This is a genomic window from Variovorax sp. GW460-12-1-14-LB1, assembly GCF_059423605.1.
In genome coordinates, this window is the sequence record NZ_JBWKYF010000007.1 from 109,777 (window position 1) to 123,035 (window position 13,259).

Annotated in this window: 11 protein-coding genes; 5 read left to right on the forward strand and 6 right to left on the reverse strand. The window is 67.3% G+C overall.

Features of this window, described 5'->3' with window-relative positions:
• Nucleotides 1–9: 9 nt before the first annotated feature.
• The 3 genes from AC07Y4_RS05840 to AC07Y4_RS05850 form a co-directional block, all read right to left on the reverse strand.
• Nucleotides 10–1,365, reverse strand: a complete 1,356-nt coding sequence (locus tag AC07Y4_RS05840; protein ID WP_487847700.1) for a M20/M25/M40 family metallo-hydrolase — start codon at nucleotides 1,363–1,365, stop codon at nucleotides 10–12.
• Between the two features lie 107 nt (nucleotides 1,366–1,472).
• Complete coding sequence (locus tag AC07Y4_RS05845; RefSeq protein ID WP_487847699.1) at nucleotides 1,473–2,204, reverse strand: 16S rRNA (uracil(1498)-N(3))-methyltransferase; 732 nt, start codon at nucleotides 2,202–2,204, stop codon at nucleotides 1,473–1,475.
• Nucleotides 2,205–2,283: 79 nt separating this feature from the next.
• Complete coding sequence (locus AC07Y4_RS05850; protein WP_487847698.1) at nucleotides 2,284–3,381, reverse strand: aminoglycoside phosphotransferase family protein; 1,098 nt, start codon at nucleotides 3,379–3,381, stop codon at nucleotides 2,284–2,286.
• Between the two features lie 132 nt (nucleotides 3,382–3,513).
• On the opposite strand from AC07Y4_RS05850, the gene AC07Y4_RS05855 reads away from it, so the two are divergent.
• From AC07Y4_RS05855 to AC07Y4_RS05870, 4 genes are read left to right on the forward strand one after another with little or no spacing between them, the layout of a single operon-like run.
• On the forward strand, nucleotides 3,514–6,105 hold the full coding sequence (locus AC07Y4_RS05855; protein WP_070063346.1) for an LPS-assembly protein LptD: 2,592 nt from the start codon (nucleotides 3,514–3,516) through the stop codon (nucleotides 6,103–6,105).
• Between the two features lie 19 nt (nucleotides 6,106–6,124).
• Nucleotides 6,125–7,528, forward strand: a complete 1,404-nt coding sequence (locus AC07Y4_RS05860; protein ID WP_487847697.1) for a peptidylprolyl isomerase — start codon at nucleotides 6,125–6,127, stop codon at nucleotides 7,526–7,528.
• A 26-nt stretch (nucleotides 7,529–7,554) separates the two neighbouring features.
• Nucleotides 7,555–8,322 carry a 16S rRNA (adenine(1518)-N(6)/adenine(1519)-N(6))-dimethyltransferase RsmA gene (gene rsmA / locus AC07Y4_RS05865; protein ID WP_159274209.1) on the forward strand — a complete coding sequence of 256 codons (768 nt, stop codon included), beginning with the start codon at nucleotides 7,555–7,557 and terminating at the stop codon, nucleotides 8,320–8,322.
• A gap of 13 nt (nucleotides 8,323–8,335) precedes the next feature.
• Entirely contained in the window at nucleotides 8,336–8,563 is a 228-nt protein-coding gene (locus AC07Y4_RS05870) for a hypothetical protein (protein WP_167394950.1), read from the forward strand.
• A 43-nt stretch (nucleotides 8,564–8,606) separates the two neighbouring features.
• Here AC07Y4_RS05870 and AC07Y4_RS05875 read toward each other — a convergent pair whose 3' ends face one another.
• The 3 genes from AC07Y4_RS05875 to AC07Y4_RS05885 all read right to left on the reverse strand — a co-directional run bounded on the left by AC07Y4_RS05875 (nucleotide 8,607) and on the right by AC07Y4_RS05885 (nucleotide 12,025).
• The gene (locus tag AC07Y4_RS05875) at nucleotides 8,607–9,032 is read right to left on the reverse strand and encodes a barstar family protein (RefSeq protein ID WP_095747788.1); all 426 of its coding nucleotides are present in this window, start codon (nucleotides 9,030–9,032) and stop codon (nucleotides 8,607–8,609) included.
• 50 nt (nucleotides 9,033–9,082) lie between these two features.
• Complete coding sequence (locus AC07Y4_RS05880; protein ID WP_056574987.1) at nucleotides 9,083–9,496, reverse strand: guanyl-specific ribonuclease; 414 nt, start codon at nucleotides 9,494–9,496, stop codon at nucleotides 9,083–9,085.
• 180 nt (nucleotides 9,497–9,676) lie between these two features.
• A complete protein-coding gene (locus AC07Y4_RS05885; protein WP_062473579.1) occupies nucleotides 9,677–12,025 on the reverse strand; it encodes an NADP-dependent malic enzyme in 2,349 nt (782 codons plus the stop codon).
• A gap of 176 nt (nucleotides 12,026–12,201) precedes the next feature.
• Here AC07Y4_RS05885 and AC07Y4_RS05890 point away from each other — a divergent pair, with 176 nt between their 5' ends.
• Entirely contained in the window at nucleotides 12,202–13,251 is a 1,050-nt protein-coding gene (locus tag AC07Y4_RS05890; RefSeq protein WP_101490731.1) for an SPFH domain-containing protein, read from the forward strand.
• Nucleotides 13,252–13,259: the final 8 nt, after the last annotated feature.

A 13,259-nucleotide genomic window follows, 5' to 3' on the forward strand; every position in this document is an offset into this window, starting at 1 on the left:
CGTGACAAATTACTTGCTGCGTGCTGCGCGTTTCGGCAGGAGCGCGGGGCTGACGCCCTGCACACCGACCAGGCCGAGCACGGTGACGAGCGAATTCTGCGCGCCTTTCCATGCATCTGTCACGTCAATCGACTCGGCCAGCGAGTGGAATCCGCCCGACTTGCCGCCGCCGCCGATGATGATGGCCGGGATGCCCAGCGAAATGGGAACGTTCGCATCCGTGCTGCCGCCGCGTAGCAGCGTCTTGTGGCCGAAAGCACTGTTGGCGCGCGTGGCGGCCTCGACGATCACCGAGTCGGGCGGCGTGCGGCCGCCCGGGCGGTCGCCGATCAGCTTGGTGCTCGCGCTCAGGCTGGTCACGTTCCAGCGCTTGTTCTCTTCTGCCACGGCCTCGTCGAGCGTGGCGAGGATCTTCTTCTCGGTCTCGAGCAGCGAGGCCATGTCGTCCGAGCGGATGTCGATGGCCATGCGCGCATCGGGCGCGATGGTGTTCACCGAGGTGCCACCGCCGACGGTGCCGACGGTGAAGGTGGTCTTGGGGAAGCTGGGCGTACGCACTTCGGCGATCTTGGCGATGGCGCGGCCCATGCCGTGGATCGCGCTGGGCACCTGCCCGAAGGCGCCGAAGCTGTGGCCGCCCGGGCCCTTGAACGTCACTTCGTAGCGGTGGCTCGCGGTGCCGAGCACCAGCACGTGGCCGTCGGGCGAGGGCTCCAGGCCGACCATGCCGTCGATGTCCAGGTGGTCACGGAAGATGGCCTTCATGCCGCGCAGGTTGCCCAGCTCTTCCTCGCCGACGTTGGCGACGATCATCAGGTCGCCCACGGTCTGGATCTTGTTGTCGTTGAGCACCTTGAGCCACGACAGCAGCACCGACAGGCCGCGTGTGTCGTCGCCGATGCCGGGCGCGAAGAGCTTGCCGTCGCGCTCCTTCACCTTCACGTCGGTGCCGGCCGGAAAGACCGTATCGAGGTGCGCCGAGATCAGCAGCTTGGGGCCGTTGCCCGTGCCCTTGCGCAGGCCGACCACGTTGCCCTCGGCGTCGATCTTCGCGTCGGGCAGGCCGAGCGCTTTCAGGCGCGCCAGGAAGGCTTCGGCGCGCTTCTGTTCCTTGAAGGGCGGCGCCTCGATCTCGGTCAGCGTCTTCAGTTCTTCGACCGTGCGTTCGTGGTCGGCCTTGACCGATTCCAGCAGCTTGCGGATCGCGGGCGACGCCATGAGCTGGGTGTAGGCCTGGTCGACCGCGGGGCTGACCTGCGCCGGTGTGGGCGCAACGGCCTGGCTTTGGGCGTGAACGGCGGGCATGGCGCACAGCGCGGCCAGGACGAGGGGGGCGAGACGAAACGCGCGGGATGAACGAGGCATGGGGGGAGCGGTCCTTCCGGGAGGCGGATTGAACAAGGAAAAAACGAAGCGGCCATTGTTCCGCAGGCGCCCGGTGTGCGCCTCGCGGAAAACACCCCCCGAACCGCTCAGGCGCCGACGAGCGACACCAGCGCCGCGAGCGCCGCGGTTTCGGCGCGCAGCACCCGCGCGCCGAGCGTGGCCGGTGCGAAGCCGCGCGCGATGGCGTCCTGTTCCTCGGTGGCGCTGAGGCCGCCTTCGGGGCCGCTGAGCACGAGCGCGGGTTGCGCGGTGGGTGTCTCTGCGGCCACGGCGGTGACGGCGCGCGTGCCCTCGGCCAGACTTAGCACCAAGCGCGTCGCTGCCGTATCCGCGGCAGCAGCGCTGCCGAGCCAGCCCGCGAAGGACTGCACCGGATGGATCACTGGCACGCGGTTGCGCCCGCATTGCTCGCAGGCCGCGACGGCGATGGCTTCCCAATGCGCCCGCTTCTTCTCGGCGCGCTCGCCCGACAGGCGCAGCACGCCGTGCGCCGTGGCCAGCGGCTGGATGCTGGTCACGCCGAGTTCGGTGGCCTTCTCGACCAGCCAGTCCATGCGCTCGTTGGCCGGCATGCCGACCGCCAAGTGCACAGCGCGGGCCGCTTCGCGCTCGACGGGCGTGTGGTCGCCGACCGTCACGGCGACCTCGCTGCGGCCCATGCGCTCGACCGTCGCGGCGTACTCGCCGCCCGCGCCGTCGAACAGGGTGAGCGTGTCGCCGGGCTGCATGCGCAGCACCTGCACATGGCGCGCGGCGCCCGGCGGCAGCGCCAGGCTGGCGCCGGCGGTCAGCGGCACGGAGCAGTGAAAACGGGGCATGCGATGAAATCAGGAGCTGACGGCGCCCGTGGTGCGGGCGCTACAGCGATTTTCTTTTTCGGATTTTTTCAGTTTCTCTTCAGACTCGGCCGTAGGCGAAGCCGGTAACGGCCGTGGTGCCCTCGACCTCGTCGATCACGCGCAGCAGCGGCTTCAATTCGATGTAGCGGCTGGCGGTGGCGCGGATGTAAGCGATGAAGCGAGGTGTGTCGGCCAGGTAGCGCGGCTTGCCGTCGCGCAGCGTGAGGCGCGCGAAGATGCCGGCCACCTTGAGGTGGCGCTGCAGGCCCATCCATTCGACCGCGCGGTAGAAGGCGCCGAAGTCCTCGTCGACCGGCAGCCCGGCCTTGCGCGCGGCGGTCCAGTAGCGGATGGTGATGTCGAGCACGAACTCCTCGTCCCAGCTCAGGAAGGCGTCGCGCATCAGGCTGGCGATGTCGTAGGTGATCGGGCCGTAGACGGCGTCCTGGAAGTCGAGCACGCCCAGCGGCTGGCCGGCGTCGTCGCCCACCATCAGGTTGCGCGGCATGAAGTCGCGGTGCACGTAGACGCTCGGCGACGCGAGGTTGTTCTCGACGATCAGCGCGAAGGCGCGGTCCAGGCGCTCCTTCAGCTGGCCTTCCACGGCCACGCCGCGGTGCTTGCCGATGTACCACTCGGGAAAGAGCGCCAGTTCGCGCTCGAGCAGCGCGCGGTCGTAGGGCGGCAGCACGCCGGGCTTGGAGGCCTGCTGCCAGCGGATCAGCGCGTCGATGGCCAGGTCGTAGAGCGGCCGGTTGGCGTCCGGGCGGGCCGGGTCGATCACGTCGAGCATGGTCTGGCGGCCCAGGTCGTCGAGCAGCAGGAAGCCGTGGTCGCGGTCCCATTCGAGCACCTGTGGCGCCGTCACGCCGGCCTCGGTCATCAGCTGTGCCACCTGCACGAAGGGGGCGCTGTTTTCCTTGTCGGGGGGCGCATCCATCACGATGCGCGTGCCGCCGTCGGTGGTGTCGAGGCGGAAGTAGCGGCGAAAGCTCGCGTCGGCCGACGCCAGCCGGACGGTGTCCGGGCGCAGTTGCCGGGTGTCGGCAATGCCGGCCAGCCAGCCCCGGAACGCTTCGGCCCGCTGCGGATCTGTCCAGAGAATGGCCTGGGCGGGGTGTGGGGTCGTGGACGCCGGGGTCGAAGGTGCTGTCATGGATAATCAATTCTACAAATCCGCCTGGCGCGGCACCCCTGCTCGAGGTCGATCCGACCGGGCGGGGTGGCTGCCGGACCCCGCAACCCGCCGGCTTGCCGCGCCGTCCCGACGATTTTTCGTTCCGAATCGATGCCTACGACCCCACGCGCTGCCTTGCGACGTTCGAGCCCGCCGCTGCCACTGGCCGTGCTGTCGCTGGCGCTGCTGCACGCGCATGGCGCCTTTGCCCAGCAAGCCGGTGTGCTTGAGGGACCGCTCACGCTGAAGCGCACGCCGCTGCTCACCGAGACGCTGACGCCCGTGCAACGCAGCCAGCTGCCCAGCCTCGTCACCGGCGACCGCATTTCCGGCCGCCCCGACCTCGAGACCGTGGTCGAGGGCAACGCCACGCTGCGCCGCGGCCCGGTTGCCATCACGGCCGACCGCCTCGAGTACTACCAGCCCGACGACCGCGCCAAGGCCACCGGCAACGTGCGGGTCAACCAGGCCGGCAATGTGTACGAGGGCCCCGAGCTGGAACTCAAGCTCGAGACCTTCGAGGGCTTCTTCAACAACGTGCGCTACCGCTTCCTCGCGACCGGCGGCCACGGGGAGGCCGAGCGCATCGACTTCGTCGACTCCAACGTCTCGATCGCGCGGCGCGCCAGCTACACCACCTGCCGCCGCGAAGACTTCCCCGGCTGGATGCCGGCCTGGCTGCTGACCGCCGCCACGCTGACCACCGACACCGAGGAAAACGAGGGCGTGGCCATCGATGCGCGCATGAGCTTCATGGGCATCACGACGCCGCCGATCCCGCGCGTGACCTTCCCGCTGTCGAACGAGCGCAAGAGCGGCCTGCTGCCGCCCACCATCGGGCTGGACAACACCAACGGCTTCGAGGTCGCGCAGCCCTACTACTGGAACATCGCGCCCAACCGCGACGCCACCTTCACGCCCACGCTGATGAGCAAGCGCGGGCTCAACCTGGCCAGTGAGTTCCGCTATCTCGAGAAGGACTACAGCGGCAGCATCCGTCTGGACCTGATGGGCAGCGACCGCCTCGTGGGCCAGCGCTACAACGAGGCGCGCGCCGAGCAGCTGCAGAAGCTGAACAACGGCGAGATCGCGCTCAAGGACCTGAACTTCGGCAAGCCGCCCGACAGCAGCAAGCGCTGGGGCCTGTGGCTCAACCATCGCCACGACTTCGACGCCAAGGCGCTGGGCCTGGACTCGCTGTCGGCCAGCCTCACGATCAACCGTGTCAGCGACAACGACTACTGGCGCGACTTCACGCGCACGCCGACGCTTGCGCAGCGCCAGCTGCCGAATGAGGGTGCGGTGAGTTGGACCAAGGGCGACTGGAGCGGCGCCGTACGTGCCCTGCGCTACCAGACGCTGCAGTACAACCTGTCGCCGGTCGTGCCCTCGTACGACCGCATGCCGCAGATCACGGCCAACTACGCCAAGTACGACTGGCACGGCTTCGACGTTTCGCTGAACACCGACTACTCGCGCTTTCGCGTCAACAGCATCCTGGCCGGCCAGCCTGGCTTCGATCTGCTCCAGCAGTCGCAGCCCGACGGCGACCGCGTGTTCGCGCAGGCGGCGATCAGCCGGCCGTTCCTCACGCCGAGCTCCTTCGTCATCCCCAAGCTGCAGCTGCACGCGACCTCGTACAACTACTACCTGCCGCAGTCGTCCATTCCGAAGGTGTCGGTCAATGGCATCGACTACGTGAACGGGATGCCGTACAACCCGAGCCAGCTGTACTTCTTCCCGACCTCGTCGAACCGCGTCGTGCCGACCTTCAGCCTGGACAGCGGCCTGGTCTTCGAGCGCGACGCCAGCTACTTCGGCCGTGCCTTCCGCCAGACGCTGGAGCCGCGCGCGTACTACGTGTACACGCCGTACCGCAACCAGAGCATGCTGCCGAACTACGATTCGGCCGCCAACGACTTCAGCTTTGCGACCATCTACACCGAGAACGCTTTCTCGGGCGCGGACCGCATCTCGGACACCAACGCGCTCACGCTGGGCGTCACGTCCCGCCTGATCGACCCGGGCACCGGCGTGGAAGCCGTGCGCTTCGGCATCGCGCAGCGCTTCCGTTTCGCCGACCAGAAGGTCACGCTGCCGGGCGTCGCGCCGGTCACCGACCGCACCAGCGACCTGCTGCTGGGCGCCCAGATCAACTGGACGCCCAAGTGGAGCCTGGACACGCTGCTCCAGTACAACCCCGATTCGCGCCGTTCCACGCGCAGCGCGATCAGCGCGCGCTACAACCCGGGCCCGTACCGCAACCTCAGCGCCGCCTTCCGCTACCAGGCGCCGAGCACGCCCACGGCCACCGACGGCAACAAGTCGATCGACTTCGGCTGGCAATGGCCGCTCAACGACCTGTGGGGCGACAAGGGCAAGGACCTCGGGCCGGGCAAGGGCGAAGGCGGTGGCCGCTGGTACGCCGTGGGCCGCCTGAACTACAGCCTGCAGGACAAGAAGCTCACGGACGGCGTGCTCGGGGTCGAGTACGACGGCTGCTGCTGGATCAGCCGCGTGGTGCTGCAGCGCATCACCACCGGCCAGGTGACGGCCAACACCCGCATCATGTTCCAGCTCGAATTCGTCGGTTTCTCCAGCATCGGCTCGAGCCCGATGCAGGCGCTGCGACAGAACATCCAGCGCTACCAGCCGCTGCGTCAACCGACCGAAGCGCCGAGCCGCTTCACCAATTACGACTGAAACGACGACCGTTCACGCCATGAAACACATCCGTTCCCTCATCACCCTGGGTTGCCTTGCGGCCATCGCCGCAACGGCTGGCGCACAGGGCTTTCGTTCCGGCAGCGGCATCACGGACATCATGCGTGCCGGTCCCCGGATCGTGCCGCCGGCGGCGCGCCCTGCCGGCCCCGCGGCGGCGCCGGTGCAGCGCGCGGCCGAGTACATCGTGGCGCTGGTCAACTCCGAGCCGATCACCAACACCGAGGTGCAGTCGCGTGTCACGCGCCTGATCCGCGAGAACCCGGACGCCGAGCGCGTGCCGCGCGCCGAACTCACGCGCCTCGTGCTGGAGCGCCTGATCACCGAGCGCGCGCAGCTGCAGCTGGCGAAGGAAAACGGCATCAAGGTCGATGACGTGGCGATCGACCAGGCCGAGCAGACCGTGGCGCGCCAGAACGAGATCAGCCTCACCGAGCTGCGCAGCCGCGTGGCGGCCGAAGGCATCTCGCCGCGCGAATTCCGCAACGACCTGCGCGACCAGCTGCTGCTCACGCGCCTGCGCGACCGCGAGGTCGAGTCCAAGGTCAAGATCAGCGACATCGAGGCCGACGAGTACCTGCGCGACCAGCGCGAAAGCGCCGTCAAGAACAACGCCCTGCTCAACCTCAACATCGCCCAGCTGCTGGTGGCCGTGCCCGAGAACGCCACCGAGGCGCAGGTTGCGACCGCGCAGAAGAAGGCCACCGACCTTGCGCAGCGCGCGCGCAGCGGCGAAGACTTTGCCAAGCTGGTGCGCGAAAACTCCGACTCGCCCGACCGTGCCAATGGCGGCGCGCTCGGCCTGCGCAGCGCCGACCGCTACCCGCCCGTGTTCGTCGAGGCCACGCAATCGACCGCGGTGAACGGCATCGCCGGGCCCGTGCGCTCGGGCGCCGGCTTCCACGTGCTCAAGGTGCTGACCAAGGCGCAGGTGGGTTCGTCGGATGCGTCCATCACCCAGACCCAGGTGCGCCACATCCTGCTGCTGAACGACCCCAAGCGCACGACCGCGCAGGCGGTGGCACAGCTGCAGGAATTCAAGCGCCGCGTGCAGGCCGGCACCGCCGACTTCGCCGGCTTGGCGCGCGACAACTCGCAGGATGCGAGCGCCAAGGAAGGCGGCGACCTCGGCTGGTCGCGCCCCGGCCAGTTCGTGCCCGAGTTCGAGGAAGCCATGGACCGGCTCACGCCGGGCCAGATCAGCGACCCCGTGGTGTCGCGCTTCGGCGTCCACCTGATCCAGGTGGTCGGCCGCCGCGAAGCCAAGCTGAGCCAGTCGGAGCAGCGCGAAGCCGCACGTGCCGCGCTGCGCGAACAGCGCGTCGAAGAAGCCTTCGCCACCTGGGTGCAGGAAGTGCGCGCGCGCGCCTACGTCGAATACCGCGAGACGCCGCAGTCCTGATGGCCGCGGCAGCGTCTTAGGCCGCGATGGCACAGCACATTGCAAGAAAGCGGTTCGGACAGCACTTCCTGTCCGACGGCGGGATTATCGACGGGATCGTGCAGGCGATCGCGCCGCAGCCCGGCGACGCGATGGTCGAGATCGGGCCGGGGCTGGCGGCGCTCACGCAGCCGCTGGTCGAGCGGCTCGGCCGCCTGACGGTCATCGAGCTCGACCGCGACCTGGCCAAGCGGCTGCGAGAGCATCCGCAGTTGGACGTCATCGAGTCGGACGTGCTCAAGGTCGACTTCGCCGAGCTCGCGGCCAAGGCCGAACCGAAACCGCTGCGCGTGGTGGGCAACCTGCCCTACAACATCTCCACGCCGATCCTGTTCCACCTGTTGGGCTATGCCCACCTGATCGCCGACCAGCACTTCATGCTGCAAAAGGAAGTGATCGACCGCATGGTGGCCCGGCCCGCCACCTCGGACTACAGCCGCCTGAGCGTGATGCTGCAGTGGCGCTACGACATGGAGAACGTGCTGTTCGTGCCGCCCGAGAGCTTCGACCCGCCCCCGCGCGTCGACAGCGCCGTGGTGCGCATGGTGCCGCTCGCGCAGCCGCCGGCGGTCGATGCGGCGCGGCTCGGCGAGATCGTGCAGGTGGCCTTCAGCCAGCGCCGCAAGATCCTGCGGCACACGCTGGGCAAATGGCTGGGGGAGCATGGCTTCGCCGGCGAGTTCGACATCCAGCGCCGCGCCGAAGAGGTGCCGGTGGCCGAATACGTTGCACTGGCGCAGGCCGTTCCCCCATGAAAAAAGCCCGTCGATGACGGGCTTTTTTGTGGCGGCGAGCGGTTGCAGTTACGCAGCTGCCAGCCAGTACCCCGCGTTGAAGGGGCTGCTCATGCGCAGCGCCAGGGGCGACACGTCGACGAGCTTGTCGGTCGGCATTTTCTCGCCGGCCGGCTCGGTGCTGGCGGCGGGCGTGGCCGCAGCGGCTGCCGTGGCGGTGGTGTTGACTTCGATGCCATCGAGGGTTTCAGCGGTCGGCTGAGCCTCGTTCGCCCGTTCTGCTTGGCTGGTGGATGCAGAACGGGCTACAGAAAAGAATAGAAGCAGCGGAACGGGACCTTGCGATCGCCCCAGTAGTCCGAAGCGTCGCGGAAGATGTCGAGCAGTTGCTCGCGCGCTTCCTTGTCGAACTTGGCGTTGGCCGGGATCTGTTCGAGCACGATGACGAAACCAGGCTGCGGGCCCGATTTATGCAACGGGTCGGTCATGCAGTCGTACAGCGCGTCGAAGTTCTTGCCGAAGTGCGCCGGGAAGGTGAACTGCTGGGCAATCAGGTCGAGCACGTCCTGCTTGGTCTGGGCGTTGCCCAGGTTGGCGTACAGGAAGTGCTGGCCGGCCGCGTTGGCGGCATCCTGCAGGTCGTTCACGCGGAACGCGCGGATCGATTGCACGATGTTCGGGCGTACGGCTCGAAGGGATAAGGTCATATCCGCTGGTCTTTCCATAGTCATCATCATCTCGTCGGGGCGCTTCGGGGCGCCGCTCAGGTCGTTGTCATCGCTCATGGCGCAATCCGTCTGAAACTCGCATAGTGGTCCGCCGTGTACCAGCAGGCTTCGGGCGCCGTGCGCTGCTCGCCACCGCAAACGATCCGCCGGGCACCGCGGTTGCGCGCGCCGGGCGTTGGCACCGTGTACTCGCGGTAATGCCCGCGGCGTGCCGCTGGCAGGATGCGTTCGCGATTGCCGAATACCGTGCCGTCTTTGTCGTACCGGAAGGGGCCACCGTCAAGGATGGCCTGGTAGGTTCGCTGGCCCTGGACCGGCAGATCGGTCAGGGCAATCGATGCCTCGGAGGACGTTTTGTCGGCGCCGAACCATCCGCGGGCCTCGGCCCCCGTCGTCAGAGCCACCAGCATCAAGCTGGTGAGCGCAAACTTAGTGACAGAGGACGTGATCGAGGCGTAAGCCGCCATGGGGCACCACAAGAAAAGAGCGGGGGGTTTGAATTGCGCTCAACCTCGGGGTTAACCCGCAAATTCAAGCCCGCGAGTGTGCACCACGCTGGCGAAAATAGCAAGCGACTGCCCAAAGTTTGAGCAGTCGCGGGGGCAGAAAGCGACGCCTTAAGTTGGCGTCCACTCTCGCCAAATGGCCTATCTCTCGGCGTTTGCGTCGGCCACTGTCAAGGCCGTCATGTTCACGATGCGGCGAACAGTCGCGCTCGCCGTGAGAATGTGCACAGGTTTGGCCGCGCCGAGCAGAACCGGGCCGATGGCGATGTTGCCGCCGGCTGCGGTCTTGAGCAGGTTGTAAGAAATGTTGGCAGCGTCGATGTTGGGGAACACCAGCAGGTTGGCGTCGCCCGCGAGCGCGCTGTGCGGCATGACGACCGCGCGCTGCTTGCTGTCCAGGGCCACGTCGCCGTGCATTTCGCCGTCGACCTCGAGCCAGGGCGCCTGCACGCGCAGCAGGTCGAGCGTCTTGCGCATCTTGACGGCGCTGGGCTCGTTGCTGGTGCCGAAGTTGGAGTGCGACAGCAGCGCAGCCTTCGGCTTGAGGCCGAAGCGCATCATTTCCTCGGCCGCCATGGTCGTGATCTCGGCCAGTTCCTCGGGCGTCGGGTCGTAGTTGACGTGCGTGTCGACCAGGAACACCTGGCGGTCGGGCAGCAGCAGGCCGTTCATGCAGGCGTACACCGGCACGTCCTGCGGGGTGCTGGCGCAGCCGCCGGGGCGCTTGCCGATCACCTGGTCGATGTAGTGCAGGTGGATCAGCGTGGTGCCCCAGGTGCCGCAGATCATGCCGTCGACCTCGCCCTTGTGCAGCAGCATGGCGCCGATCAGCGTGAGGCGGCGGCGCATCTCGATCTTGGCGGTCTGCACCGTCTGGCCCTTGCGCTCGGTCATGCGGTGGTAGGTCTGCCAGAAGTCGCGGTAGCGGTGGTCCTGCTCGACGTTGACGACGTCGTAGTCGAGCTCTTCCTTCAGGCGCAGGCCGAATTTCTCGATGCGCTGGGCGATGATGGCCGGGCGGCCGATGAGCGTCGGGCGCGCCAGGCCTTCGTCCACCACGATCTGCGCGGCGCGCAGCACGCGTTCTTCCTCGCCTTCGCAGTACGCCACGCGCTTCTTCGGTGCGCGCTTGGCGGCGTCGAAGATCGGCTTCATGGTGGTGCCCGAGGCGTAGACGAAGCTCTGCAGCTTGTCGCGGTAGGCGTCCAGGTCCTTGATCGGGCGCAGCGCCACGCCGCTTTCCTCGGCCGCCTTGGCCACGGCCGGCGCGATCTTCATCATCAGGCGCGGGTCGAAGGGCTTCGGAATCAGGTATTCGGGGCCGAAGCTCAGCTTTTCACCGGCGTAGGCGGCGGCCACGCGCTCGCTCTGCTCGGCCTGGGCCAGCTCGGCGATGGCGTGCACCGCGGCAATCTCCATCTCGTCGGTGATGGTGGTGGCGCCCGAGTCGAGCGCGCCGCGGAAGATGTACGGGAAGCACAGGACGTTGTTGACCTGGTTCGGGTAATCGGTGCGGCCCGTGGCCATGATCACGTCGTTGCGCACCGCATGGGCGTCTTCGGGCGCGATCTCGGGGTTCGGGTTGGCCAGCGCGAAGATCACCGGCTTGGGCGCCATCTTGGCGACCATTTCGGGCTTGAGCACGCCGCCGGCCGACAGGCCGAGGAACACGTCCGCACCGGCGATCACTTCCGACAGCTTGCGCATGTCGGTCTTCTGCATGTACTGGCGCTTGTCGTCGTCCATCAGCTCTTCGCGGCCTTCGTAGACCACGCCGGCCAGATCGGTGACGAACACGTTTTCGCGCTTCAGGCCCACCTTGAGCAGCAGGTTCAGGCAGGCCAGCGCCGCGGCGCCCGCGCCCGAGGTGACCAGCTTCACTTCGGCGATGTTCTTGCCGGCCACCTTCAGGCCGTTGAGCATGGCGGCCGCCACGGTGATGGCCGTGCCGTGCTGGTCGTCGTGGAACACCGGGATCTTCATGCGCTTGCGCAGCTCGCGCTCGACGTAGAAGCAGTCCGGGGCCTTGATGTCTTCCAGGTTGATGGCGCCGAAGGTGGGCTCCAGCGAGGCGATGATCTCGACCAGCTTGACCGGGTCCTTCTCGTCGATCTCGATGTCGAACACGTCGACGCCGGCGAATTTCTTGAAGAGAACGCCCTTGCCTTCCATCACCGGCTTGGAGGCCAGCGGGCCGATGTCGCCCAGGCCCAGCACGGCGGTGCCGTTGGAAATGACACCCACGAGGTTGCCGCGCGAGGTGTACTTGAAGGCGTTGGCCGGGTCCTTGACGATTTCCTCGCAGGGCGCGGCCACGCCGGGCGAGTAGGCCAGCGACAGGTCGCGCTGGTTGACCATCTGCTTGGTCGCCGCGATGGCGATCTTGCCGGGGACGGGAAACTCGTGGTACTCGAGGGCGGCACGGCGCAACAGGGCGCGCTTGTCTTCCGGGGTGGGGGTCGAAGGGGACGATGCGGTCGAATCGGACATGTGCCGTTGCTCCTGGTGGCGCTTCTTCTGGGGGCGCCGATTGTAGACCTCGGTCCATACCGCCCTACGCCGCATGGCCGGTGGCAGGCATGACCAAAAGCACGGGGCGCCGTCAAAGCCCTGTGGCAATATGTGTGGCTGGGACACAAACCGACAACATCTCGAGAGGAACGACCATGGCCCTGATGGATTTCATCAAGAAACAGTTCATCGACATCATCCAGTGGACCGAGTCCGGCGATGGCACGCTGGCCTGGCGTTTCCCGATGGCCGAGATGGAAATCCAGAACGGCGCCTCGCTCACCGTGCGCGAGTCGCAGATGGCGGTGTTCGTCAACGAAGGCCAGGTGGCCGACGTGTTCGGCCCCGGCATGTACAAGCTCACGACGCAGACCCTGCCCGTGCTCACGTACCTGAAGAACTGGGACAAGCTCTTCGAATCCCCCTTCAAGAGCGACGTCTATTTCTTCAGCACCCGCCAGCAGGTCGACCAGAAGTGGGGCACGCCCCAGCCGATCACGATCCGCGACAAGGACTTCGGCGCCGTGCGCCTGCGCGCCTTCGGCAACTACAGCTTCCGCATCGGCGACCCGAAGCTGTTCCACACCGAAATCTCCGGCACGCGCGACATCTATTCCGTGGCCGACCTCGACGGCCAGCTGCGCGGCCTGGTGCTGCAGAACATCAGCAACGCCATCGCCTCCAGCGGCCTGCCCTTCCTGGACCTGGCGGCCAACCAGATCCAGTTCGCGACCGCGCTGGCGACCCAGCTGGTGCCCGAGTTCGAGAAGATCGGCATCAAGCTCGAGAACATCACGGTCCAGAACGTCTCGCTGCCCGAAGAGCTGCAGAAGATCCTCGACCAGAAGATCGGCATGGGCATGGTCGGCAACGACATGGGCAAGTTCATGCAGTACCAGACGGCGCAGGCCATCCCGAAGTTCGCCGAAGGGGCGGCCGGTGGCGGCGGCATCGCGGGCGACGCGATGGGCCTGGGCGCCGGCGTGGCGCTCGGCCAGGTGCTGGCGCAGAACCTCGCGCAGGGCCTGAGTCCCAATGCGGCGGCCCAGGCCGCGGCCACGACGCAGCAGCCGGCCGTGGCCGTGGTGAGCGCCGCCGACGTGATGACCACGCTCGAGAAGCTCGGCGAACTCAAGACCAAGGGCATCCTCACGCAGGAAGAGTTCGACGCCAAGAAGGCCGAACTGCTGAAAAAGCTCGTCTGATTCGTCGC